Source organism: Mesobacillus jeotgali (genome assembly GCF_031759225.1).
Taxonomy (GTDB): Bacteria; Bacillota; Bacilli; order Bacillales; family Cytobacillaceae; genus Mesobacillus; species Mesobacillus jeotgali_B.
In genome coordinates this window covers 115,082-139,911 of the sequence record NZ_CP134494.1, presented here as the reverse complement: position 1 = coordinate 139,911, position 24,830 = coordinate 115,082, and the positions used below count along the sequence as shown (strand labels likewise).

24 protein-coding genes and 2 other annotated features are annotated in these 24,830 nt (G+C 45.5%); all 24 genes read right to left on the bottom strand.

What is annotated here, in order from left to right; all coding sequences use genetic code 11:
• Positions 1-36: 36 nt before the first annotated feature.
• On the bottom strand, positions 37-507 hold the full coding sequence (gene rpsG, locus RH061_RS00720; protein ID WP_023626435.1) for a 30S ribosomal protein S7: 471 nt from the start codon (positions 505-507) through the stop codon (positions 37-39).
• A gap of 41 nt (positions 508-548) precedes the next feature.
• Positions 549-971, bottom strand: a complete 423-nt coding sequence (rpsL, locus tag RH061_RS00715) for a 30S ribosomal protein S12 (protein ID WP_023626436.1) — start codon at positions 969-971, stop codon at positions 549-551.
• A gap of 101 nt (positions 972-1,072) precedes the next feature.
• Complete coding sequence (locus tag RH061_RS00710) at positions 1,073-1,321, bottom strand: 50S ribosomal protein L7ae-like protein (protein ID WP_041966529.1); 249 nt, start codon at positions 1,319-1,321, stop codon at positions 1,073-1,075.
• A 182-nt stretch (positions 1,322-1,503) separates the two neighbouring features.
• A complete protein-coding gene (gene rpoC / locus RH061_RS00705) occupies positions 1,504-5,106 on the bottom strand; it encodes a DNA-directed RNA polymerase subunit beta' (RefSeq protein ID WP_311073278.1) in 3,603 nt (1,200 codons plus the stop codon).
• 113 nt (positions 5,107-5,219) lie between these two features.
• Entirely contained in the window at positions 5,220-8,789 is a 3,570-nt protein-coding gene (gene rpoB, locus RH061_RS00700; protein WP_311073276.1) for a DNA-directed RNA polymerase subunit beta, read from the bottom strand.
• A gap of 236 nt (positions 8,790-9,025) precedes the next feature.
• Positions 9,026-9,628, bottom strand: coding sequence for a class I SAM-dependent methyltransferase (locus RH061_RS00695; protein WP_311073274.1), 603 nt, complete (start codon positions 9,626-9,628; stop codon positions 9,026-9,028).
• Between the two features lie 317 nt (positions 9,629-9,945).
• A complete protein-coding gene (rplL, locus tag RH061_RS00690; protein WP_311073272.1) occupies positions 9,946-10,311 on the bottom strand; it encodes a 50S ribosomal protein L7/L12 in 366 nt (121 codons plus the stop codon).
• 57 nt (positions 10,312-10,368) lie between these two features.
• On the bottom strand, positions 10,369-10,869 hold the full coding sequence (rplJ, locus tag RH061_RS00685; RefSeq protein WP_311073270.1) for a 50S ribosomal protein L10: 501 nt from the start codon (positions 10,867-10,869) through the stop codon (positions 10,369-10,371).
• A 32-nt stretch (positions 10,870-10,901) separates the two neighbouring features.
• Positions 10,902-11,038, bottom strand: a sequence feature (ribosomal protein L10 leader region).
• A 50-nt stretch (positions 11,039-11,088) separates the two neighbouring features.
• Entirely contained in the window at positions 11,089-11,781 is a 693-nt protein-coding gene (gene rplA / locus RH061_RS00680; protein ID WP_311073268.1) for a 50S ribosomal protein L1, read from the bottom strand.
• A gap of 319 nt (positions 11,782-12,100) precedes the next feature.
• Entirely contained in the window at positions 12,101-12,526 is a 426-nt protein-coding gene (gene rplK, locus RH061_RS00675; protein ID WP_142999694.1) for a 50S ribosomal protein L11, read from the bottom strand.
• A 173-nt stretch (positions 12,527-12,699) separates the two neighbouring features.
• On the bottom strand, positions 12,700-13,233 hold the full coding sequence (gene nusG, locus RH061_RS00670; protein ID WP_311076228.1) for a transcription termination/antitermination protein NusG: 534 nt from the start codon (positions 13,231-13,233) through the stop codon (positions 12,700-12,702).
• A 178-nt stretch (positions 13,234-13,411) separates the two neighbouring features.
• A complete protein-coding gene (secE, locus tag RH061_RS00665) occupies positions 13,412-13,594 on the bottom strand; it encodes a preprotein translocase subunit SecE (protein ID WP_167834084.1) in 183 nt (60 codons plus the stop codon).
• A 51-nt stretch (positions 13,595-13,645) separates the two neighbouring features.
• On the bottom strand, positions 13,646-13,795 hold the full coding sequence (gene rpmG, locus RH061_RS00660; protein WP_079504286.1) for a 50S ribosomal protein L33: 150 nt from the start codon (positions 13,793-13,795) through the stop codon (positions 13,646-13,648).
• 156 nt (positions 13,796-13,951) lie between these two features.
• The gene (gene sigH, locus RH061_RS00655; protein WP_079504287.1) at positions 13,952-14,602 is read right to left on the bottom strand and encodes an RNA polymerase sporulation sigma factor SigH; all 651 of its coding nucleotides are present in this window, start codon (positions 14,600-14,602) and stop codon (positions 13,952-13,954) included.
• Between the two features lie 68 nt (positions 14,603-14,670).
• Positions 14,671-15,180 (bottom strand): NYN domain-containing protein, encoded by a 510-nt coding sequence (locus RH061_RS00650; protein WP_311073264.1) that lies wholly within the window; start codon positions 15,178-15,180, stop codon positions 14,671-14,673.
• A gap of 2 nt (positions 15,181-15,182) precedes the next feature.
• Positions 15,183-15,941 (bottom strand): 23S rRNA (guanosine(2251)-2'-O)-methyltransferase RlmB, encoded by a 759-nt coding sequence (gene rlmB / locus RH061_RS00645; RefSeq protein WP_226087788.1) that lies wholly within the window; start codon positions 15,939-15,941, stop codon positions 15,183-15,185.
• A 266-nt stretch (positions 15,942-16,207) separates the two neighbouring features.
• A complete protein-coding gene (locus tag RH061_RS00640; protein WP_311076226.1) occupies positions 16,208-16,612 on the bottom strand; it encodes a Mini-ribonuclease 3 in 405 nt (134 codons plus the stop codon).
• A gap of 3 nt (positions 16,613-16,615) precedes the next feature.
• Positions 16,616-18,013 carry a cysteine--tRNA ligase gene (cysS, locus tag RH061_RS00635; protein WP_311073263.1) on the bottom strand — a complete coding sequence of 466 codons (1,398 nt, stop codon included), beginning with the start codon at positions 18,011-18,013 and terminating at the stop codon, positions 16,616-16,618.
• Positions 18,003-18,689 carry a serine O-acetyltransferase gene (gene cysE, locus RH061_RS00630; RefSeq protein WP_311073261.1) on the bottom strand — a complete coding sequence of 229 codons (687 nt, stop codon included), beginning with the start codon at positions 18,687-18,689 and terminating at the stop codon, positions 18,003-18,005. The genes cysS and cysE overlap by 11 nt, the downstream gene beginning before the upstream one ends.
• Positions 18,690-19,211: 522 nt before the next feature.
• Positions 19,212-19,448 (bottom strand) — a binding site (T-box leader).
• A 68-nt stretch (positions 19,449-19,516) separates the two neighbouring features.
• On the bottom strand, positions 19,517-20,974 hold the full coding sequence (gltX, locus tag RH061_RS00625; RefSeq protein ID WP_311073259.1) for a glutamate--tRNA ligase: 1,458 nt from the start codon (positions 20,972-20,974) through the stop codon (positions 19,517-19,519).
• 73 nt (positions 20,975-21,047) lie between these two features.
• Complete coding sequence (gene ispF, locus RH061_RS00620; RefSeq protein ID WP_311073258.1) at positions 21,048-21,530, bottom strand: 2-C-methyl-D-erythritol 2,4-cyclodiphosphate synthase; 483 nt, start codon at positions 21,528-21,530, stop codon at positions 21,048-21,050.
• A 42-nt stretch (positions 21,531-21,572) separates the two neighbouring features.
• Positions 21,573-22,268: a 2-C-methyl-D-erythritol 4-phosphate cytidylyltransferase gene (gene ispD, locus RH061_RS00615; RefSeq protein WP_311073257.1), complete on the bottom strand. Its 696-nt coding sequence runs from the start codon at positions 22,266-22,268 to the stop codon at positions 21,573-21,575.
• A gap of 150 nt (positions 22,269-22,418) precedes the next feature.
• Positions 22,419-23,510 (bottom strand): PIN/TRAM domain-containing protein, encoded by a 1,092-nt coding sequence (locus RH061_RS00610; protein WP_311073255.1) that lies wholly within the window; start codon positions 23,508-23,510, stop codon positions 22,419-22,421.
• A gap of 245 nt (positions 23,511-23,755) precedes the next feature.
• Positions 23,756-24,829, bottom strand: a complete 1,074-nt coding sequence (gene disA / locus RH061_RS00605) for a DNA integrity scanning diadenylate cyclase DisA (protein WP_311073253.1) — start codon at positions 24,827-24,829, stop codon at positions 23,756-23,758.
• Between the last annotated feature and the right edge of the window lies 1 nt (position 24,830).

Sequence of the window (24,830 nt, the reverse complement as noted above, 5' to 3'; positions counted from 1 at the left end):
CTTCCTAGTATGAGTGTTTTTAAATTGAAGGTAATTCTACCAACGATAGTGAGCGAATGCTTTGTTTGCTTCCGCCATTTTGTGTGTATCTTCGCGCTTCTTAACAGAAGCACCAGTGTTGTTAGCAGCATCAAGAATTTCGTTAGCAAGACGCTCTTCCATTGTCTTTTCCCCACGAAGACGTGAGTAGTTCACCAACCAACGAAGACCAAGTGTAGTACGGCGGTCTGCGCGCACCTCAACTGGTACTTGGTAGTTTGCTCCACCTACACGGCGTGCTTTTACTTCTAGAACAGGCATGATGTTCTTAAGAGCTGCGTCGAATACTTCGATTGGCTCTTTGCCTGAACGCTCACGAATGATATCAAAAGCTGAATAAAGGATCTTTTGTGATTTACCTCTCTTACCATCGATCATCATTTTGTTGATCAAGCGAGTGATAAGCTTTGAGTTATAAATCGGATCCGGCAATACGTCTCTCTTTGCAACTGGACCTTTACGTGGCATGTAATTTCCTCCTTTCAAAAAGGGTTAATAGTTTTTGTTTATTATTTCTTAGCTGCTTTTGGTCTCTTAGTACCGTACTTAGAACGGCCCTGCATACGGTTGTTAACACCAGCAGTATCAAGAGCACCACGAACGATGTGATAACGCACACCCGGTAAGTCTTTTACACGTCCTCCACGGATAAGAACAACGCTGTGTTCTTGAAGGTTGTGCCCGATACCAGGTATATAAGCTGTTACCTCGATTCCGTTAGTCAAACGTACACGAGCGTATTTACGCAACGCTGAGTTCGGCTTCTTTGGAGTCATAGTACCAACACGAGTACATACACCACGCTTTTGTGGAGATGAAACGTTAGTTTGTGCTTTTTTGAAGCTGTTGTAACCTTTATTTAGCGCCGGAGATTTTGACTTCTCCTCTTTTGAGCTACGTGGCTTGCGCACTAATTGGTTAATTGTAGGCATGATCATTTTCCTCCCTTCACATTTTGTGTAAGCCCACACATCCAGGTGGTTCATTTTTTTACAAAAAACAAAGTTCTTGCAGACTGCTGCAAAAACAGTTTTTACTTGGTTATCGCTACAGCTGAGGCTCCGACGGCAATCCCGCATGCCTTCCCTAGTTTTTTCATAGAGTCGACATAGGTGATGGCGGTGTTCATTTCCCTGGCTGTCTGCAAGAGATTCGCTGTCACTTTCATGTCAGCATCCTTCGCAATGACCAGTTCGATTACTTCGCCAGCCTTCAGTGCTTTCACTGTTTGCTTTGATCCTACTATTATCTTTTTAGCTTGAGCTACTTTTTCATAAGACATGAAATCCTCCAAAGTAACCGGTAAATAGGAGCACCTTTGAAATATTAACACTTAGTGCAATGGATGTCAACAACATCGAAAAACTTTTTTCGCTAAAATGTTGCTTTTATTCATGGAAACAAACTTTTTTCTTTAAAAAGGCGGCACTTTCTGCCGTAGCAGAGAGCACCGCACTCCTTATTTTATTCTACAGTGATTGCATCTTCGGCATTTTCTTCTTCCTTTGAGATTGGTTCAGCTCTTCTGTAGCGCTGCATACCAGTTCCAGCTGGAACAAGTTTACCGATGATAACATTTTCTTTAAGGCCGAGAAGCTCATCGCGCTTGCCTTTGATTGCTGCATCTGTAAGCACTCTTGTTGTTTCCTGGAAGGATGCTGCAGACAGGAATGAATCCGTCTCAAGTGATGCTTTTGTGATACCAAGCAATACTGGACGTCCTGTTGCCGGCATTTTGCCTTCTAGAAGTGCTTTGCGGTTAGCGTCAGTGAACTGATGGATCTCAAGCAATGTGCCTGGAAGTACATCTGTTTCACCAGCGTCGATCACCCTGATTTTGCGCATCATTTGGCGCACCATTACTTCAACGTGCTTGTCGCCGATTTCAACACCCTGCATACGGTATACTTTTTGAACTTCTTTCAATAAGTATTCCTGCACGGATTGAACATCTTTGACTCTTAACAGTTCCTTAGGGTCGATTGAACCTTCAGTGAGTTCCTGACCGCGTTCTACATGGTCATTCACAGCCACTTTCAAGCGTGCTGTGTATGGTGCATTGTAAGTACGGCTTTCGATTTCACCCTGGATCACAATTTCCTGCTGACGGTCTTTTCCTTCGTTGATGCCAACTACGACACCTTCCAATTCAGTGATGACAGCCTGCCCTTTAGGATTACGTGCTTCGAACAATTCCTGGATACGCGGAAGACCTTGTGTGATATCGTCTCCTGCAACACCACCCGTATGGAATGTACGCATTGTAAGCTGTGTGCCTGGCTCACCGATTGACTGGGCAGCAATGATACCGACTGCTTCGCCAACCTCGACTTCCTGGCCAGTCGCAAGGTTACGACCGTAGCACTTCTTACATACACCGTGGCGTGTATTACATGTAAATGCAGAACGGATCCACACTTCCTCGATTCCAGCTTCAGTTACTTCAACTGCCAAGTCTTCTGTGATCAATCCGTTTTCAGGTACAATCACAGCCTTAGTTTCAGGATGCTTGATAGCCTTTCTTGCATAGCGGCCGATCAGACGCTCTTCTAGAGGTTCGATTACTTCGGTACCATCTTTAAGCGATTTGATAAACAAGCCTCTGTCTGTACCACAATCGTCTTCGCGAACGATGACATCCTGCGCTACGTCTACAAGACGACGAGTCAGGTAACCTGAGTCAGCAGTCTTAAGTGCTGTATCGGCAAGACCTTTACGAGCACCGTGAGTGGAGATGAAGTACTCCAATACTGTCAGACCTTCACGGAAACTTGACTTGATCGGCAACTCAATGATACGTCCAGCCGGGTTGGCCATCAGACCACGCATACCAGCAAGCTGCGTGAAGTTAGATGCGTTACCACGGGCACCGGAGTCACTCATCATGAAGATTGGGTTAGAGTTATCAAGTGATTTCATCAGCTTAGCCTGGATATTATCCTTTGCCTGGCTCCAGATGGAAATAACGCGGTCATAACGCTCATCCTCGGTAATCAAACCGCGTCTGAACTGCTTAAGAACATTATCTACCTTAGTCTGTGCTTCTGAAATGATTTCCTGCTTCTCTTTAAGAACCACGATATCTGCCACACCAACCGTAATACCCGCTTTAGTCGAGTATGTGAAACCAAGTCCCTTCATACGGTCAAGCATTTTAGATGTTTCAGTGATTTTGAACTTCTTGAATACTTCAGCAATGATGTTTCCAAGAATTTTCTTCTTGAATGGATCCACCAATGGCATTGACTTGATAACTTCCTTGACATCTGCACCTTTTTCCACAAAATACTTCTCAGGAGTTTTCTCCTCAAGGTTTTGCTTGGAAGGCTCATTGATATAAGGGAATGACGCTGGAAGGATTTCGTTGAAAATCAGCTTACCAACTGTCGTGATCAAGAGCTGGCCATTTTGCTCTTCAGTGAAAGTCTGGTTGCCAAGTGATGATGCCGCAACAGCGATACGAGTGTGAAGGTGTACATAGCCATTCTGGTATGCAATCAACGCTTCGTTCGTATCCTTGAACACCATACCTTCACCAACAGCACCTTCTCTTTCCAGAGTCAGGTAGTAGTTACCTAAAACCATATCCTGGGAAGGAGTAACAACTGGCTTTCCATCCTTAGGGTTCAGGATGTTCTGGGCAGCAAGCATCAATAGACGTGCTTCTGCCTGCGCTTCAGCAGAAAGCGGTACGTGGACGGCCATCTGGTCACCATCGAAGTCAGCGTTATAAGCTGTACATACTAGCGGGTGAAGACGGATTGCGCGTCCTTCTACCAATGTCGGTTCGAATGCCTGGATTCCAAGTCTGTGAAGAGTCGGTGCACGGTTAAGCAATACCGGATGCTCCTTGATGACATCTTCAAGCACATCCCAGACTTCCGGCTGTACGCGCTCGATCTTTCGTTTGGCAGACTTTATGTTATGGGCTAAGCCCTTTTGTACTAGTTCTTTCATGACGAACGGCTTGAATAGCTCAAGAGCCATTTCTTTAGGCAGTCCGCACTGGTACATATGCAGGTTTGGACCTACGACGATAACCGAACGGCCGGAGTAGTCAACACGCTTACCAAGAAGGTTTTGACGGAAACGACCTTGCTTACCCTTAAGCATATGGGAAAGGGACTTCAATGGACGGTTACCAGGTCCTGTTACCGGACGGCCGCGGCGGCCGTTATCGATCAACGCATCAACAGCTTCCTGAAGCATACGCTTTTCGTTCTGGACGATGATGCTAGGAGCACCAAGGTCAAGAAGACGCTTCAGACGGTTGTTACGATTGATAACACGACGGTACAAATCGTTGAGGTCGGATGTCGCGAAACGTCCTCCATCAAGCTGTACCATTGGGCGAAGTTCTGGCGGGATGACAGGAAGGACATCAAGGATCATCCATGATGGCTCATTGCCTGACCCACGGAACGCTTCAACCACCTCAAGACGTTTGATCGCACGAGTACGACGCTGGCCCTGCGCAGTTCTTAATTCTTCTTTCAGCATGTCTGCTTCTTTATCTAGGTCGATGTCAGAAAGCAGCTTTTTGATTGCTTCGGCTCCCATGGCAGCCTGGAATTTGTTTCCGTATTTTTCGCGGTAAGCACGGTATTCTTTCTCTGACAACAGTTGCTTCTTTTCAAGAGCAGTGTCACCAGTTTCCGTTACCACATATGAAGCAAAGTAAATAACTTCTTCAAGCGCACGTGGAGACATGTCAAGGACTAGTCCCATGCGGCTAGGAATACCTTTGAAATACCAAATGTGAGATACAGGAGCTGCAAGCTCAATGTGTCCCATTCTTTCACGACGGACTTTTGCGCGTGTTACTTCAACACCGCATCGGTCACAGACTACGCCTTTGTAGCGGACTCTTTTATACTTTCCGCAATGACATTCCCAGTCCTTCGTCGGTCCGAAGATTCGCTCACAGAATAAGCCGTCTTTTTCTGGTTTTAAAGTACGATAGTTGATTGTTTCCGGCTTTTTAACTTCACCGAAAGACCATGAACGGATCTTGTCTGGTGAAGCGAGGCCAATTTTCATGTACTCAAAATTATTAACATCTAGCAAGGGGCCTACCTCCCTTTTAATCTAGGGTTTTACCCTTATGGCCATCCAAATAGGAACACACGTGGACAATACTGTTATTCAACTGTTTGTTCACGTGTGCCAATTAGATGGACCTATTCTTTCATTCCTACTTTTTCAGAATCCATTTCTTCTGCTTCAGGAGCAATCGTCAATGTTTCTGCATGCTGCAATTCTTCATCATCGTCAAAATCGCGCATTTCGATTTCTTTTTCATCGCCTGACAGGATCTTAACGTCCATACCCAAACTTTGAAGCTCCTTCATCAATACTTTGAATGATTCAGGAACGCCTGGCTCTGGAACGTTTTCTCCTTTTACAATCGCTTCATATGTTTTAACACGTCCGACAACATCATCGGACTTGACAGTTAAGATTTCCTGCAATGTGTAAGCAGCGCCGTATGCTTCAAGCGCCCAAACCTCCATCTCCCCGAAACGCTGTCCGCCGAACTGGGCTTTACCGCCAAGTGGCTGCTGCGTAACAAGTGAGTATGGTCCAGTAGAACGAGCGTGAAGCTTATCGTCTACCATGTGAGCAAGCTTGATCATATACATGACACCGACAGATACACGGTTGTCGAATGGCTCACCTGTGCGGCCATCATAGAGGACAGTTTTCGCATCTCTGGCCATACCAGCTTCCTGGATTGTTGACCATACATCTTCTTCGGTAGCACCGTCGAATACAGGGGAAGCAACATGGATTCCAAGGTAACGCGCTGCCATACCAAGGTGAAGCTCAAGCACCTGACCGATATTCATACGTGATGGTACCCCTAGTGGGTTAAGCATGATATCGACTGGTGTTCCGTCCGGCAAGAAAGGCATATCCTCTTCCGGAAGGATTTTGGAAATAACCCCTTTGTTACCGTGGCGTCCTGCCATTTTGTCACCTTCAGAAATCTTACGCTTCTGAACGATGTAAGCACGGACAAGCTGGTTCACGCCTGGAGGAAGCTCGTCGCCATCTTCACGGTTGAACACTTTGACGTCAAGGACAATTCCGCCGCCGCCGTGTGGTACGCGCAATGAAGTATCGCGGACTTCCCTAGCTTTTTCACCGAAGATTGCATGAAGGAGACGTTCTTCCGCAGTCAATTCAGTAACCCCTTTAGGCGTTACCTTACCTACGAGAAGATCTCCATCTTTCACTTCGGCACCGACACGGATGATTCCACGCTCGTCAAGGTTTCTCAGTGCATCTTCCCCGACGTTAGGAATATCGCGTGTGATTTCTTCAGGTCCAAGCTTTGTATCGCGGGACTCTGATTCATATTCTTCTATATGGATCGATGTATAAACATCATCCTTAACGAGGCGCTCACTCATGATGATCGCATCCTCGTAGTTATAACCGTTCCATGTCATGAAGCCAACAAGGACGTTACGGCCAAGTGCAAGTTCTCCTGCTTCCATAGAAGGGCCATCAGCAAGGATTTCCCCCTTGGTTACACGGTCGCCAACGCTCACGATTGGGCGCTGGTTGTAGCATGTACCCTGGTTGGAACGGATGAACTTCAGCATACGGTACTTATCAAGGTCACCCTTGACTTCCTGTCCGTCTACTTCTTTGACACGGCGTACCCACACTTCACGGGCTTCGACATGTTCTACGATCCCTTCATGCTTACAGATGACTGCTGCACCTGAATCCTTCGCAGAAACGTGTTCCATTCCAGTTCCGACTCTTGGTGCTTCAGGCTGCATCAATGGGACAGCCTGACGCTGCATGTTCGCACCCATCAAGGCACGGTTGGAGTCATCGTTTTCAAGGAACGGGATACACGCAGTCGCTGCTGATACAACCTGCTTAGGTGATACGTCCATATAATCGACGCGATCACGCTTAACCACTGTGTTTTCACCGCGGAAACGGGCAATTACTTCATCATCAACGAAGGAACCATCTTCTGCAAGGCGAGCGTTCGCCTGTGCCACTACATAGTTATCTTCTTCATCAGCTGTTAAGTAATCGAATTGGCTTGTCACTTTGCCAGTTTCAGGGTCAACTCGGCGGTACGGAGTCTCAATGAATCCGAAACGGTTAACCTTTGCGAAACTTGACAATGAGTTGATCAAACCGATGTTTGGACCTTCCGGCGTTTCGATCGGGCACATACGTCCGTAGTGGGAGTAGTGAACGTCACGCACTTCGAATCCAGCGCGTTCACGTGTAAGACCACCAGGTCCCAATGCAGAAAGACGCCTTTTATGTGTCAATTCAGCCAGCGGATTTGTCTGGTCCATGAACTGTGAAAGCTGAGAGCTTCCAAAGAACTCTTTAATGGACGCAATAACCGGGCGGATATTGATTAATTGCTGTGGTGTAATCGTATTTGTGTCCTGGATGGACATTCTTTCACGGACTACACGTTCCATTCTGGATAAACCAATACGGAATTGGTTCTGAAGCAGCTCACCAACAGAACGAAGGCGTCTGTTTCCTAAATGGTCGATGTCATCTGTGTCGCCAACACCATGCAGCAAGTTAAAGAAATAGCTGATGGATGCAATGATATCAGCAGGCGTGATGTTTTTGATTGGCTCAGGGACATAGGCGTTGCCAAGAACATTAATTTCCTTCTCTCCCTCATCGTTCGGAGCATAGATCTTAATGCTTTGTAACGTTACATCCTCTTCAACCACGCCGCCATAAGGGCTGATTGTCTTGAAGCCAACATTGTTCTCCAAAGCAGGGATGATCTTATCCAGAGTACGGCGGTCAAGTGTGACGCCTTTTTCTGCGATGATTTCCCCTGTTTCAGGATCAACTAATGTTTCTGCAAGCTTTTGCCCGAATAAACGGTTCTTAATATGAAGCTTTTTGTTGATCTTATAACGCCCTACGTTTGCGAGGTCATAACGCTTCGGATCAAAGAATCTTGATACCAGAAGGCTCTTTGCATTTTCAACTGTAGGCGGTTCACCAGGACGGAGGCGCTCATAGATTTCAAGAAGCGCTTTTTCCGTGCTTTCCGTATTGTCTTTTTCAAGAGTATTACGGATATATTCATTATCTCCGATCAGATCAATGATTTCTTGATCAGAACCGAACCCTAATGCACGCAAAAGAACCGTAACAGGGAGCTTCCTCGTACGATCGATCCTTACATATACAACATCCTTGGCATCTGTTTCATACTCCAACCAGGCGCCGCGGTTCGGGATTACGGTTGCAGTGAACCCTTTCTTCCCGTTCTTATCAAGCTTCCCGCTGTAGTATACACTTGGTGAGCGCACCAACTGGGAAACGATAACCCTTTCAGCACCGTTGATCACAAACGTGCCAGTTTCTGTCATAAGCGGGAAATCGCCCATGAAAACATCCTGGTCCTTTACTTCACCTGTTTCCTTATTCACAAGGCGGACCTTTACTCTCAATGGTGCAGAGTAAGTGACGTCTCTTTCTTTTGATTCTTCCACTGGATATTTCGGTTCGCCAAGACTGTAATCGATAAACTCTAACGATAAGTTACCAGTAAAGTCTTCAATCGGTGAAATGTCCTGGAACATTTCACGGAGGCCCTCATCAAGAAACCACTGATAGGAAGAGGTTTGAATTTCAATCAAATTCGGCAATTCCAAAACTTCACTGATGCGAGCATAACTTCTACGTTGGCGGTGTCGTCCATACTGAACTAGTTGACCTGTCAACTGATTCACCCCTCAAATCAAGCGTTATTATTCATCTATCCCTGTCTTGTCCATGAAGTTTCCTCCATTTCAAAAGACAAAAAGAAAAAGGGTTTTCACCTAAAAACCACATTTCCTGCAACGAACAATTATTTTGTTAGTTTTCCCTTAATGCCCAAATTTATACAACTTTCGATGAAAATAGCAATTGAAAAGGAAACTAATATATTGGCATTTTATAATATTAACATAGCGGTTTTCTCACGTCAACATTTAACAGATTTGAGAATAAAGTATCCTTTACTTTTCGCCTCAACCTCTACATCGCCAAAAAGTTCTTTCATTTTTTCCATCGCGGATGGAGCACCCTGCTTTTTCTGGATGACCACCCAAAGCTCTCCGCCTTCAGCTAATCGCTGAAAACTCTGCTCGAAAATATCATGCACTATCTTTTTGCCAGCTCGGATCGGCGGGTTTGTCAAGATTGCACCGAATCCTTCTTCCTCCACTCCATTCAACCGGTCGCTTTCATAGATTTTCACATTGTCCACTTTATTCTCGGACGCATTTTCTTTTGCAAGCATAATCGCTCTTTCATTGACATCCACCATGTGGACCATCGCTTCTGGATAGGCCCTGGCAATTGAAAGTCCGATCGGGCCGTAACCACAGCCAACATCAAGAATCAATCCATCAGCTCTAGTTAGTTCGAATGTGTCAATTAATAATCGTGAGCCAAAATCGACTTCCTTTTTCGAAAAAACACCACTGTCCGTCTTGAAGCGGAAGCTATTCCCCTTCAATTCGCTTTGCCATTTCACTGGATTGCTGTCGGTACTGGGTTTGCGGGAGTAATAATGTTCAGTCAAAATCTCTCACCTCCACGGGGACTCATTTGAAGAATGCGATCGCGGATTGCATTGCTACTGCGGTATTATAAACTTTTAACAATCAAAAAGCAAAAAATCGAAAAGCGAAAGCGCCTTGTTCAGCCCCGACAAGCGCTGGAGGGCCTGACAGTGAAGTCGTTCTTTGACTTCATTGGCAGGACCGAAGCGTCTCGAGGGGCTAGGCGCTGAAGCTAGACATTTCTCGAAGTTAGCGTCTTAAAACTTCATTCCTCACTTAAAATTAAAAAGCGAAAAAAAAGCCCGCTTTAGCAGCGAGCTTTTTATTGTAAGGTTGATTACTTAACTTCGACGTTTGCTCCAACTTCTTCAAGCTTAGTTTTGATTTCTTCAGCTTCTTCTTTAGAAACGCCTTCTTTAAGAGCTTTAGGAGCGTTGTCAACAACTTCCTTCGCTTCTTTAAGACCAAGACCAGTGATTTCGCGAACAACTTTGATAACCTTGATCTTCTGGTCGCCAGCAGATGCAAGAACTACGTCAAACTCAGTTTTTTCTTCAGCAGCGCCGCCAGCAGCAGCTCCACCCATCATTGCTACTGGAGCAGCAGCAGTTACGCCGAATTCTTCTTCGATTGCTTTTACTAGATCGTTAAGTTCTAAAACAGTCATATTTTTAACTGCTTCAATGATTTGTTCTTGAGTCATGATTTGTTTCCTCCTAATAGGTTAGTTTTTTATTGTTAAACGGTGATTATTCTTAGCTTACGCGCCTTGCTCTTCTTTTTGGTCTGCAACAGCTTTTGCAGCAAGAGCAAGATTGCGGATTGGAGCTTGAAGTACGCTGAGTAGCATAGAAAGTAGACCTTCGCGAGACGGTAGGTCTGCAAGTGCCTTGATTTCTTCTACTGTAACGATGTTGCCTTCAACGACGCCCGCCTTGATTTCAAGGGCTTCATGTTTCTTAGCGAATTCGTTAAGAATCTTAGCTGGTGCAACTACATCTTCAGTACTGAACGCGATTGCGTTAGGACCTGTTAAAGATGTGTTCAAGCCAGCAAGTTCAGCAGCTTCAGCAGCACGGCGTGTCATAGAGTTTTTGTAAACTTTGAATTCAACACCAGCTTCACGAAGCTCCTTACGAAGTTCAGTTACTTCTGAAACTGTTAGTCCACGGTAATCAACAACAATCGTTGATTTGCTTTCTTTAAGTTTGCCAGCAATCTCGTCAACGAGTTGCTTTTTCACTTCGATAATTGCGCTCATCCTTACACCTCCTGTAGATTTCTGCATTTATACCGATCAAATAAAAACCTCCGCATCAGTGCAGACGCGGAGGAAGTATACAATAGCAAGTGTGTTGCTCTATCGTATGACCTCGGCAGGATATTAAGCGATAAGCCCCTGCTGTCTGCGGTACAAATGTAATTCTATTTTCACAACAAGAAGAATTATATCCAATCCTTCATTGATTGTCAAATACTATTATTTTACAGTTGAAGGATCTACTTTAACGCCAGGTCCCATAGTAGTAGAGATCGTAACGTTCTTCATGTAAGTTCCTTTTGCTGCAGCTGGCTTAACCTTCATCATAGTTTCGAAGATTGTGTTGAAGTTCTCAACAAGCTTGTTGTCTTCGAAAGAAACTTTTCCGATAGGTACATGGATGTTACCAGACTTATCAACGCGGTATTCTACTTTACCAGCCTTGATTTCGTTAACTGCTTTTGTTACGTCGAAAGTAACTGTGCCAGTCTTAGGGTTTGGCATCAAGCCTTTAGGTCCCAATACGCGACCAAGCTTACCAACTTCACCCATCATGTCAGGTGTAGCAACGATTACATCGAATTCGAACCAACCTTGTTGGATCTTGTTGATGTATTCTGCATCGCCAACATAGTCTGCACCAGCAGCTTCTGCTTCTTTTAACTTTTCGCCTTTAGCGAATACTAGTACACGTTGAGTTTTACCAGTTCCGTTTGGAAGCACTACAGCTCCACGGATTTGCTGGTCAGCTTTCTTAGGGTCTACGCCCAGACGGAAAGCAGCTTCAACTGTAGCGTCAAATTTAACTGTGCTTGTCTTTTTAGCAAGCTCAATTGCTTCAGCAGCTGTATATGCTTGAGAGCGATCTACAAGCTTAGCAGCTTCAAGATACTTTTTACCTTTTTTAGCCATTTTTATTTCCTCCTAAATTGTGGTTTTAACGGAATAACCTCCCACTTTGAAAAGCGGAGGCACCTTGGTCAGCCCCGACAGGCACCGGAAGACCAGACAGTGAAGTCGTTCTTTGACTTTATTGGCTGGACTGAAATGTCCCGAGGGGCTAGGTGCCAGAGCTAGACATGTTGAAGAGCGGAGACACCCTGGCTCAAAGAGCTAGGCATCGGAGCTAGACAACGAAAAGCGAAGGCGCCATAAAGGCGCCGTTTCAGACAAAAGGTTGCGGGTGAAATCTAATTCAGCTCCGCAACCCATTCATCCTCTGCAGCAGAAATTAGTCTTCGATATTGATTCCCATGCTGCGTGCAGTACCTTCAACCATGCGCATTGCTGCTTCAACGCTAGCTGCGTTTAGGTCAGGCATTTTCTGTTCAGCAATCTCACGTACTTTCTCACGCTTGACTGTTGCTACTTTATTACGGTTTGGTTCACCAGAACCAGACTGGATTCCAGCTGCTACCTTCAAAAGAACTGCAGCAGGAGGAGTTTTCGTAATAAATGTAAATGAACGGTCTTCAAAAACCGTGATTTCGACAGGAATGATTAGTCCAGCTTGGTCAGCTGTACGAGCATTAAACTCCTTACAGAATCCCATGATGTTAACACCGGCTTGACCTAGTGCAGGTCCAACTGGTGGTGCCGGATTGGCTTTACCAGCAGGGATTTGCAACTTAACCATCTTAATTACTTTTTTAGCCACGAGACACACCTCCTTAAAGTCCGTGATGTGGTAATAGGGGATTTTCCCCTCCCACTCATTTTAAAAGTCTTTATATGAAATAAAGAACTTGACATATATTCTGTCAATCGTCCAAGACATACTGACCTATGAAATATTAACACTTTTTAAAGTTGATTTCAAGTTATTTCAGATTATAATTTTTCAATCTGTGAAAATTCAAGTTCAACCGGAGTGTCACGGCCGAACATATTGACAAGAACTTTAAGCTTGGCCTTGTCCTTATCGATCTCTTCGATTGTACCTGTGAAGTTAGCGAATGGCCCTTCGCTGACCTGGACAGTTTCACCAAGTTCGAAGTTGACATCGACCCTCTTCTCTTCCATACCCATGCGCTTGAGGATGAATGTTGCTTCTTCAGGTAATAGCGGGGTTGGTTTAGAACCTGCACCAGCAGAGCCAACGAATCCAGTTACACCCGGCGTGTTTCGGACAACATACCAGGAATCATCCGTCATGACCAATTCAACCAGGACATAACCAGGGAAAGTCTTTCTCTTAACAACTTTCTTTTTACCATTTTTGAAATCTGTTTCTTCTTCTTCAGGTACAATCACACGGAAGATCTTATCTTGCATGCCCATTGTTTCGACACGCTTCTCAAGATTCGTCTTGACCTTGTTCTCGTAGCCTGAGTAAGTATGCACTACATACCAATTCTTTTCCATCATCGAGGACTAATTCGTCCGTCCCTCCCCATTTCCAGACGCCCGGGCGTTACCGTATGTGTACACTGAAGCCCCGGCATTGAATGCGAATTTTTTCAAGCAAATAAAAAACCCGTTATCCGGGCTTTTAAACTTGTCCTGCGTTTATATTTTCCATTATACCATGAGTGGGTAGTGGTTATTCAAGAATTATACGAATCAATTCAGAAATACCAAGGTCTAACACTGCGAAGAATAGAGCAGCAAAAGCAACTGTAGACAGAACCGTAATCGTGTAGCGAGTCAGTTCTTTGCGTCTAGGCCAGCTGACCTTCCTCATTTCACGTCCAACTTCACTGAAAAAATTAGTGATGCGCTGCATTTTGTAACCTCCAACTTATCGGGATTCCATATGATGATCTATCTGAAAACCTTATTTCGTTTCCTTATGAACTGTATGGGCACCGCAGTTGCTGCAGTACTTTTTCAGCTCCAGTCGTTCCGTTTGCGTTTGCTTGTTGCTCGTTGTGGAATAATTGCGGGAACCGCATTCCTGACAAGCAAGAGTCACTTTGTTATTCATTGACACTCACACCCGCTTCAACAGGCTGATTCCAATCTGATGCCATGAAACCGCCATCTATTATATCTTTAAAAAGATACCACGGCAGATAGCTTGTGTCAATAAGGGGTTCAGAGATTAAAAGTCAGTTTTGTGGCTATTTTTCGGCAATTCAGCTTACACCGACAGCTCTCTCAGCTCAAGATACCTCTCAAGTTTCCGCTTCACACGCTGAAGCGCATTGTCGATCGACTTGACGTGGCGATTCAGCTCTTCGGAAATCTCCTGGTAGGATTGTCCGTCCAAATATAATGCGAGCACTTTTCGCTCAAGGTCACTCAGCAGCTCTGACATTTTCACTTCAATCTGGTCAAACTCTTCCTGATTGATAAATAACTCTTCGGGGTCCATCACTTTGGCTCCGGATAAAACATCCATCAGCGTCCTGTCCGATTCTTCATCATAAATCGGCTTGTCCAGGGAAACATAGGAGTTAAGCGGGATGTGTTTTTGCCTTGTGGCCGTTTTGATGGCCGTAATGATCTGACGGGTAATGCATAGTTCTGCAAATGCTTTGAATGATGTTAGCTTGTCCTCCCGGAAATCACGGATCGCTTTATATAAGCCGATCATTCCTTCCTGCACGATGTCCTCTTTATCTGCTCCAATCAGGAAATAAGAACGCGCTTTCGCCCGAACGAAATTCCTGTATTTGTGAATCAGAAAATCAAGTGCATCGCTTTCTCCTCTGTGCACTGCTTCTACAATTTCTTCATCTTCCAGCAATAAATAAGCGTCATTTAAACGATTCCCGATGTCAGCACTCATTTCGATCCCCCCGCCCGCACATACAGTTAGAAATATTATACAGCAGGCTTTTTTAAGGCGTCAACAGGTCATTGCTCTCCTCTGCGCCATTTTTCAAAAATTTCTGCCACTTCTTTTGTAAGCGGAATCTTGGCACTTGGCTTCTTTTCCTGGATTACTTTCACGCTTTTCTCGATTTTTTTGCTGATTAAATTTGTTTCATTAAGCAGCTCCCTCGCTGATTTCCTCAAGGCTCCCTGTCCAAAAATTGCCCATTGTTCGGTATAGTCAGAGGTAGCTACGTGAACCTGTGTTTTGCGGTTACTGAGGTCGATCGCCAGCCTTTCAATCCGTTCATCGGCCGTTTCGTTTTCTTTTGTAAAAATAACTTCTACTTTATAATTCCTATATTTCTTTTGCGTACCTGATACAAAATGAGCGTCAAAAACAATGATGACGCGATAGCCGGTATACGCCTGGTACTCTGCCATGATTTCCACCAGCCGGTCCCTGGCGGCGGAAAGCTCTTTCTTTTTCAAGCTGACCAGCTCCGGCCATGCGCCGATGATGTTGTAGCCGTCAACAAGCAGGATGTCCATTCCTATTCCCCTAACGGTTGTCGTTTACGATGGACTTCATACATCAGGAGTGCCGCAGCCACTGATGCATTCAAGGAAGTTACATGTCCTACCATTGGAAGACTTAATAGAAAATCACACTTGTCCCTGATGAGCCTTCCCATGCCTTTTCCCTCGCTGCCGATCACCAGGCCAAGAGGCAATGTTCCATCCATTTGACGAAAATCCTGTTTTGCCGATGCATCCGTTCCCGCTATCCAGACACCGCGTTCCTTCAATTCATCGATGGTCTGAGCCATATTCGTGACTCTTGCAACCGGGATATATTCGATTGCGCCTGTAGATAATTTTGCTACTGTCGCTGTCAGACCGACTGCCCGCCTCTTCGGAATGATGATCCCGTGTGCTCCCGAGGCATCCGCTGTCCTCATGATCGAGCCTAGATTGTGGGGGTCCTCAATTTCATCGAGAAGCAAGAAGAAAGGAGCCTCGTTCTTCTTTTCTGCTAAAGCGAACAAATCATCAATCTCTGCATATTCATACGCTGCAACCTGAGCGATGACACCCTGATGGTTGCCATCAGCAAGCTGATCGATCTTCTTTTTCGGAACGAATTGGACGATGACATTGGCTTCCTTTGCCATTCCGATGACTTGCTGCATCTGCCCGCTTTGTGAGCCTTCTGCAATCAGGATTTTGTTGATGTCACGTTCCGATTTCAAGGCTTCGATCACCGGATTCTTCCCGATTATGTAATCCTGGTTTTCGTTTTGTTCTTGAATTTGGTCAGGTTTTTGCCCATGTTTCGGGTCACGTTTTGGCTCAAGTTTCTTGTCTTGTCTTGGCTCATGTTTTCTATCGCGTCTTGGATCCTGTTTTTGATCACGTCTTGCCTCGTTTTTCTGGTCCTGGCCTCGGGCTGTTCTGTTTTTTGGCTTATCATCCTGCCTTTGCCCCTGGTTCCGTGCTGGCTTCCGCTTTTTATCATCAACTGGCTTTTGCCTAGTATTCCGGTTCTGTTTCTGGCTCATGGAATCTTTCCTCCCTTCTATTCTTCAGCGAGTGCAAATATTGTGGTGATCAGTTCTTCTATCCGTTTCTCATCGCCTGCCAGATACAAATAACCAATCAACGCCTCAAAGGCTGTACTGTAACGGTATGTTTGGACATCGGTGTTTCTCGGGACAGATCCTGACTTCGCATTCCGGCCCCTTTTAACAATCGTTATCTCCGCTTCGGACAACTTCTCCATTTCGATAAGCTTGTGAAGGTACTTTGCCTGCGATTTTGCCGATACATAAGCTGTCGCTTCTTTATGCAGCTTGTTCGGCCGGACCTTTCCGCTTTGCAGCAGGTGATGCCGGACATACAGTTCATAGACGGCATCACCCATATAGGCAAGTGCAAGGCTATTCAATTGTTTTTCATCTACTTTGTGTTCGTAATGCAGCATCATTTAGCCTCTTTTCCATCTGATGCCTTGCGGAGTGTCCTCGATGATGATATTCATTTCCTTCAGCTGGTCACGAATTTCATCCGCAAGCTGGAAATTCCTGTCCTTGCGTGCCTGTATACGCTTTTCAATCAAGGCTTCGATCTCTTCATCAAGCAATTCTTCATCTTTTAAAGAGAGGCCAAGGACTCCGAACAATGTCTCAAATTCATTCATGAATGCATGGATGACTTCCTCGGAAGTGTTTTTCTCCATTAAGTACAGATTGGATAGCTTCGAAAGCTCAAACAGGGTGGATACGCCATTGGCTGTGTTGAAGTCATCGTCCATATCCTTGATGAACTGCTCACGAAGCCCGGCGATTTTATCCATCCATTCCTGATTATCATCGGTAAGGTTTGCGCTTGCTCCGAGGCGGTGCTTCAGGTTTTGATAAGAAGTCTTCAAACGATCGAAGGCAGCCTTTGTCTTTTCAAGCAGCTCCTGGCTGTAATTGATCGGATTCCGGTAATGAACCGAAATCATGAAAAATCTTAATACCTGCGGATCAACTTGCTTAATGATGTCATGAACTGTGACAAAATTGCCAAGTGACTTGGACATCTTTTCATTATCAATATTGATGTACCCATTATGCATCCAGTACCGGGCAAAAGTCTTTCCTGTCAAAGCCTCTGACTGGGCGATTTCATTTTCATGGTGCGGGAAGGCCAGGTCCTGTCCTCCAGCATGGATATCGATTGTATCTCCAAGGTATTCGCGGGCCATCGCCGAACACTCAATATGCCAGCCTGGACGGCCTTTTCCCCATGGGCTATCCCAGGAAATCTCGCCTTCTTTAGCCGACTTCCATAGCACAAAATCTAGCGCATCCTGCTTCTTTTCGCCAACCTGGATCCTCGCTCCGACCTTCAGCTCTTCAATGGATTGATGGGAAAGCTTGCCGTATTCTTTGAATTCTCTCGTGCGATAGTACACGTCTCCGCCTGATTCATAGGCAAAGCCCTTTTCAATAAGCGCGCTGATAAAGTCGATAATCAAATCCATGGTTTCCGTTACCCTTGGGTGTGCATCGGCTGTCTTGCAGCCAAGTGCATGGACATCCTCAAAGTAAGCATCGATGAATCGTTGCGCGATTGTAGGAACATCTACCCCTAGTTCATTTGCTGCTTTGATCAGTTTGTCATCGACATCAGTGAAGTTTGAAACATAATTTACATCATAGCCACGGAACTCAAGATAGCGGCGGACCGTATCGAAAACGATAGCCGGACGGGCATTGCCAATGTGAATATAGTTATAGACGGTAGGACCGCAAACATACATTTTCACTTTTCCCTCTTCTAAAGGGATAAACTCTTCCTTATTCCGAGTGAGTGTATTATAAATTTTAATTCCCATTTTCCATGCCCCTTCCCTGCTTGGCAACTTCAAGTTCTTCTTGTAATTTGAATAGTTCAAGTTCTTTTCTCAATTTCACTAATTCCATTTCGATTTCCTGACATCGATCCGCCACAGGATCCGGCAGATCGCGATGATTGAAATCCTTCTTCACTCTGACGCCGTCCTGGATGACGATTTTGCCTGGGATCCCGACAACTGTGGAGTTCGGCGGCACATCCTTCAGGACAACCGATCCTGCGCCTACTTTAGAATTCTCCCCAATCGTAATCGAACCTAAAACCTTAGCGCCGGTCGCAATCAAGGCATTATCTTTCACCGTCGGGTGGCGTTTGCCTTTTTCTTTTCCAGTACCCCCCAGGGTCACTCCCTGGAACACCGTCACATTATCGCCAATCTCACACGTTTCACCGATGACTACCCCCATTCCATGGTCGATGAAAAAACGTCTGCCTATCTTGGCTCCCGGATGGATTTCAACCCCCGTGAAAAAGCGGCTGATTTGCGATATAGCCCTTGCGATAAAATAAAACTTCCGTTTGTAGAAAGCATGTGCGAAACGGTGGGCCCATATCGCGTGCAGGCCTGCGTATGTCAAAACCACTTCCAGCGCGCTCCTGGCAGAAGGATCCTGGTCAAAAACAACTTCTATGTCTTCCTTCATCATCTTAAACATGGTGAAATCCTCCTTCTTTAAAAAATTTATTGGATATTTGCTCACTAGTGAGCACCCGTACAGCGGATACCCTCGTTAATGGACCGTATTCTTGCTGATCCAGCTTTGTTCGGCACATATTTCTCGTTCATGTGGCCGGAATTTGACTGCCCCGGCCTTTCCAGGCACATATTCCACTTGCATGGCAGTACAACATAGAACAAAAAGCGCAAGCGCCTTGGTCAGCCCCGACTAGCGCTGGAGGGCCGACTGGTGAAGTCGTTCTTTGACTTCATTGAGCGGACCGAAACCGAGAAGCGGAGGGGACTGCCAACTCCGACAAGCGTTGGAGGGCCTGACAGTGAAGTCGGTCTTTGACTTCATTGGCAGGACCGAAACGTCTCGAGGAGTTAGGAGCCACAGCTAGACAAGCGTCTCGAGGGGTTAGGCGCTGAAGCTGGATTAATAAAACCATGTCCAGTTATCCACACAAAGGATAATTTATAATTTCCTAACCAATAAAAAAGCGCCTCTGTCGTATACGACAGAGACGCTTGGTATGCGCGGTTCCACTCTGTTTAGGCTGCCTTTGAACAGGCAATAGCCTCAACTTTCACCTGTTAACGGGAGGTCCCGCCCGATACTACTCAGGCCATTTGCCTTTTTGCATTGGGACTCCGAGGCGCATTTCAAAAAATGAGAGGCCTGAACCACTTTCAGCCGGTGATGGTTCTCTCTAATAAGCTTCATTCTTCTACTTTTCCTCTTCAACACTTTGGTTTTATAGAATTACTCTTACTATATTACATTTTTTAGTTTCTGTTAACTAAAAGAGCTTAAAAAAGTTATTAGCCCAAAAGTTTCTGTACTCTTTCCTTGACCTTGTCTTTTCCGATCAGTTCCATCGCAAGCATCAGGTCCGGTCCATGTGTCTGACCTGTCGCTGCCGCGCGGATTGGCATGAATAGCTTCTGGCCTTTATGTCCAGTGCCCTTTTGGACTGCCTTCACCGCTGCCTTGATTCCATCAGCCTTGAATTCTTCAAGCTGATCGATTTCACCAAGGAATGCTTTCAGCACTTCAGGAACCTGCTCGCCTGCAAGAACTTCTTTTGCTTCTTCATCATAGTTTACCTCATCGCGGAAAAATAAATCCGACATCTCGACGATTTCCGCTCCGAAGCTCATTTTATCATGGTACAGGGAAATGAGGCCGCGAACCCAGGCATCCTCTCCTGCTGTACGGTTCTCGCTGACCTTTCCAGCCTTGATGAGGTGTGGCAGCGCCAGCTCAACAACCCTGTCAAGGTCTGCTTTTTTCATATATTGATTGTTCATCCAGGCAAGCTTCTGCTGGTCAAAGAGTGCTGGAGATTTTGAAAGTCTGGCAGGGTCGAAAATCTCGATAAACTCATCCTTTGAAAAGATCTCCTCTTCACCAGATGGAGACCATCCAAGCAATGTAATGAAGTTGAACAACGCTTCTGGAAGATAGCCAAGCTCCTCGTACTGCTCAATGAACTGGATAATCGATTCATCACGCTTGCTCAGCTTCTTGCGGCTTTCGTTGACGATAAGCGTCATATGGCCAAAAACTGGAGGCTCCCAGCCTAGCGCTTCATAAATCACAAGCTGCTTCGGTGTGTTGGAGATGTGATCATCTCCGCGAAGGACGTGGGAAATCTTCATAAGATGGTCATCGACGACAACCGCATAATTATAAGTCGGTGTGCCATCTTTCTTGACGATGACAAAGTCACCCATCCCGTCTGATTCAAAGCTCACGTCGCCTTTTACCATATCATCGAACTTCAGGATCTTGCCTGCAGGCACCTTGAAACGAAGGCTCGGCTGGCGTCCTTCTTTTTCAAACTGTTCCTTCTGTTCTGCTGTCAGGTTGCGACAGCGTCCGGAATATTGTGGCGTCTCATTTCGTGCAGCCTGCTCCTCGCGCTCAGCCTCAAGCTCTTCCTCGGTGCAATAGCACTTGTAGGCGTGACCTTTTTCAAGAAGCTCCTGATTGTATTGCTCATATATGTGATTACGTTCTGATTGACGGTACGGTCCGTATTCGCCACCAACATCGACACTCTCATCCCAGTTGATTCCAAGCCACTGAAGGTACTTCAATTGGCTTTGCTCCCCGCCTTCGATATTGCGCTTCTTATCTGTATCTTCAATGCGGATGATGAATTTTCCGCCTCTGTTCCGTGCGAATAAATAGTTGAATAATGCTGTACGGGCATTCCCGATATGTAAATGTCCAGTCGGACTCGGAGCGTAACGCACCCGGATATCTGATGACATAGTGAATCCTCCTCTAATATAGCTGTTCATTATTGTATCATTATCGATATATAAAGCGGAAGTAGCACCGAATTTATTTCTCTGTCTGCTTCAGCAGCACGGTTGCCTGGGAAGCGATACCTTCTCCCCGTCCAGGGAATCCAAGCTTTTCTGTTGTCGTCGCCTTGACGTTCACCTGATCCGGGTTCCCCTCAAGCAATCCCGCGATCCTCTCACGCATCGCTTCGATATGCGGTGCCATCTTTGGCTGCTGGGCGATGATCGTGCAGTCGATGTTAACAAGCTCGTATCCTTTTTCCTTTACAATCTTCCAAACATGCTCAAGCAACTTGGCTGAATCTGCATCCTTGAATTCAGGGTCAGTATCCGGGAAATGTCTGCCGATGTCCCCTTCTCCGATTGCCCCAAGACAGGCATCAGCCACGGTATGTAAAAGAACGTCGGCATCTGAGTGCCCAAGCAGTCCCTTTTCATATGGAATCGTGATTCCGCCAATGATCAGCGGCCTGCCCTCCGTCAATTGATGTACATCGAAACCTTGTCCAATACGAAACATAATGAATAACTCCTTTTAAAATTAGGCTGTTTATATACTCTTTCAAACACTGGATTCTTTTCGTTTGCGCAGTATCGCTTCGGCGAAATATAAATCTTCTGGTGTTGTCAGCTTAATATTATCATAGTCCCCTTCGATGATGCTGACTGGATGCGGGATTCGTTCGACAAGGCTTGATTCATCTGTACCGATGAATTGTTCCCGCATTGCCTTGTTATGCGCCTCAAGCAATACGGAAGTGCGGAAAGCCTGTGGAGTCTGGACTGACCATAGGCTTGAACGCTCAACTGTTTCTGCTACCATGCTGTTCTTTGCTTTCTTGATTGTATCTTTAACAGGAACAGCCACGATTGCCCCGCCTTCCTTGTTTGCTGCCTCCACAAGTTTGTGGATTATTTCAATTTTTATGAATGGCCTAGCAGCGTCATGGACGAGCACAATCCCATCCAGGTCATGGACTGCCCTCAACCCGTTATACACACTGTCCTGGCGTTCCTTTCCGCCATTGACCAGTGATGTTACCTTATGTATACCATACTCTCTCAATAAAGACTTTAACTGTTGCTCATCACTCGGACTGATAGCGAGAATGATGCCATTACATTCATCATCTGCTTCAAACACCCTGAGTGTGTGAATCAGAATTGGTACACCTTCCAATGTAAGCAGCAATTTATTCTTCCCTGCTCCCATCCTCTTCCCCTGGCCCGCAGCCGGAATTATAACCTGATAAGGCATGACGAAAACTCCTAACTATTTTCTGCTTTTACAACATAACAACACTTTTACATATAAACGGGCAGTCGAGGCCCTGCTTCACGCCTTCAAGGAATCCATGAAGGAAGCGGGAATCAACTGCCCATATAGGCTTGGTCCATCGAGAATGGATCAACTTATTATGCTTTTTTCCAACTGTTTCGGCTTCGCGAAAATCATCCTGCCAGCTGATGTTTGCAACACACTGGTTACAAGCACATCAATGCGCTTTCCGATATAATCGCGGCCTTCTTCGACGACGATCATGGTGCCGTCGTCCAGGTATGCAATGCCCTGATTATGTTCCTTGCCATCCTTTATTACCTGGATGCTCAATTCTTCTCCAGGAAGGACCACTGGTTTCACCGCATTAGCAAGGTCATTGATATTCAGAACGGCAACCTTCTGCAGTTCACATACCTTGTTTAGATTGAAATCATTCGTGACGACAACGCCATTTGTCAGCTTCGCCAGCTTCACAAGCTTGCTGTCGACTTCCTGGATATCGTCAAAATCACCTTCATAAATTTCAACCTTGATCTTAAGTTCCTTTTGAATACGGTTAAGGATGTCCAACCCGCGGCGTCCGCGATTTCGCTTCAACACATCTGATGAATCAGCGATATGCTGTAATTCCTCCAGGACAAATTGCGGAATGACAATGGTTCCTTCAAGGAATCCAGTCTGGCAGATATCCGCCACCCTGCCATCAATAATCACACTTGTATCAAGGATCTTCCACTCTCTGGGACGACTTTCTTTTTCCACTTCTTCTTCAGTGCCCTTTTTCTTTGAGCGCGAAAATAAACCAAGCAGTTCATCTCGCTTTTTAAAACCGACCTGGAATCCAAGATAACCAAATAATAGTGTCAGGAGTGTCGGTGCAACTGTATTCACAACAGGCACCTGGATTGCATTGAGGGCAAATCCAACTAAAAATGCCACCAGCAAACCAAAGAAAAGGCCAACACTTCCAAACAGGACGTCAGTTATCGGTGCTTTGATCAGCGACTCTTCAGCCCACTTCACAAAGTTGGTCACAGGGTCTACAGCCCAAAAAGTAAGAAGATAAAAAATAAGTGCGCCTATAACAGCAGTAACATAAGGATTATTGATGAGAGACATGTCTCCCGCGTTCATTAATGATAATAAATCAGGAATTAAGAATATACCAAGCGTTCCCCCGATAATCAGGAAGCAGGCTTGAATGATACGTCTTAACATCCTTTCACCTCCTTTTAATCATTATAAACAACTTCTAAATTTTGAAACCCTAGTAATCAAACATTTTCTTTAAAATAAACATCCAAATGATTATACGATTTTACCATGGCAAAGGTTACGGATTTTGTACAAATAAAATCACAAAACAGCAAGATTGCCATAATTTTAATAGGAGTAAATCTCTTCTTTAACGTAGCACCAGGGCATGTTGGTGTCAATTAAAAGCAGGCCGCCAAAGTTTGGGATTACATTTGGCGGTCTGCCATCAGCTGGTCCCTGATGAGTTTGAAGCCTTCTTTGATTTTTCGGGCTCTTACCTCACCAATACCCTCTACATCGTCCAGCTCTTCGACTGTGGCTGCAATCATTTTGGTGAATTTGCCAAAACGTTTAATTAAATTCTCGGTTATGATCAACGGAAGCCGAGGAATCTTATTCAGCATTCGATAGCCTCTAGGACAGATAAATTCATCCATATGCACATATCCCTGATGTCCGAGAAGCTTGAGGATAGCCGAATCCTCGATGACCCCAGCTTTCGAAAGCTCCTGGAAACGGGCCATCACAACATCTGCCTTCACTTCCGGTTCCGCAGAATAATCCTTGATGACAAGCAATGCTTCTCTTTCCATTTCGGATAACAGTTCCTGCATTTGCAGACGGATCAGCCGCCCTTCCAATCCTAGTTCACTCAAATACGTCAAAAGCTCTGTCTTGATCCGCAGCACCATTTCAAAGCGATGGATGACCTGAAGCAAGTCATTATAGGTTACAAGATCTTCAAACTCAAGGATTCCCAGGTTGGTAATGCTTTGTTCAAGCACGACCTTATACTTTTCCAACGTCTGGATTGCCTGGTTCGCCTTCGTCAGGATAACTCCGATCTCCTTCATGGCATAACGAAGATTGCCCTGATACAGGGTAATGACATTCCGTCGCTGGGAAATCGCGATGACGAGTGCCTTTGTCTGCCTCGCTACACGTTCCGCTGTCCGGTGCCTCATCCCTGTCTCAGTCGAGGGCACTCCCGTATCAGGCGCTAACTGGGCGTTGGCGAATAGTATTTTGCTGCCAGTCTCGTTTAAGATGATTGCGCCATCCATCTTTGCCAGTTCATAAAGATAGCTGGGACTGAACCTGCAGTTGATTTCAAAGCCGCCGTCGACCAGGTTTTTGACTTTTTCATTGTATCCAAACACAATCAATCCGCCTGTCTTGGCCCGGAGCACATTATCGATTCCATCCCTTAGAGGTGTACCTGGAGCGATAAATTGAAGGATTTCACCTAACTCTTTTTCCTCAAGCTCTCTTTGTTCCAAT

Coding starts and splice junctions, on each gene's coding strand:
- rpsG (WP_023626435.1), bottom strand. CDS start 507: ATGCCACGTAAAGGTCCAGTTGCAAAGAGAGACGTATTGCCGGATCCG.
- rpsL (WP_023626436.1), bottom strand. CDS start 971: ATGCCTACAATTAACCAATTAGTGCGCAAGCCACGTAGCTCAAAAGAG.
- RH061_RS00710 (WP_041966529.1), bottom strand. CDS start 1,321: ATGTCTTATGAAAAAGTAGCTCAAGCTAAAAAGATAATAGTAGGATCA.
- rplL (WP_311073272.1), bottom strand. CDS start 10,311: ATGACTCAAGAACAAATCATTGAAGCAGTTAAAAATATGACTGTTTTA.
- rplJ (WP_311073270.1), bottom strand. CDS start 10,869: ATGAGCGCAATTATCGAAGTGAAAAAGCAACTCGTTGACGAGATTGCT.
- rplA (WP_311073268.1), bottom strand. CDS start 11,781: ATGGCTAAAAAAGGTAAAAAGTATCTTGAAGCTGCTAAGCTTGTAGAT.
- nusG (WP_311076228.1), bottom strand. CDS start 13,233: ATGGAAAAGAATTGGTATGTAGTGCATACTTACTCAGGCTACGAGAAC.
- secE (WP_167834084.1), bottom strand. CDS start 13,594: ATGCAGCGCATCACTAATTTTTTCAGTGAAGTTGGACGTGAAATGAGG.
- rpmG (WP_079504286.1), bottom strand. CDS start 13,795: ATGAATAACAAAGTGACTCTTGCTTGTCAGGAATGCGGTTCCCGCAAT.
- sigH (WP_079504287.1), bottom strand. CDS start 14,602: ATGAGTGCTGACATCGGGAATCGTTTAAATGACGCTTATTTATTGCTG.
- RH061_RS00650 (WP_311073264.1), bottom strand. CDS start 15,180: ATGGACATCCTGCTTGTTGACGGCTACAACATCATCGGCGCATGGCCG.
- RH061_RS00640 (WP_311076226.1), bottom strand. CDS start 16,612: ATGCTGCATTACGAACACAAAGTAGATGAAAAACAATTGAATAGCCTT.
- cysS (WP_311073263.1), bottom strand. CDS start 18,013: ATGGGAATTAAAATTTATAATACACTCACTCGGAATAAGGAAGAGTTT.
- cysE (WP_311073261.1), bottom strand. CDS start 18,689: ATGTTTAAGATGATGAAGGAAGACATAGAAGTTGTTTTTGACCAGGAT.
- gltX (WP_311073259.1), bottom strand. CDS start 20,974: ATGTCATCAGATATCCGGGTGCGTTACGCTCCGAGTCCGACTGGACAT.
- ispF (WP_311073258.1), bottom strand. CDS start 21,530: ATGTTTCGTATTGGACAAGGTTTCGATGTACATCAATTGACGGAGGGC.
- ispD (WP_311073257.1), bottom strand. CDS start 22,268: ATGCCTTATCAGGTTATAATTCCGGCTGCGGGCCAGGGGAAGAGGATG.
- RH061_RS00610 (WP_311073255.1), bottom strand. CDS start 23,510: ATGTTAAGACGTATCATTCAAGCCTGCTTCCTGATTATCGGGGGAACG.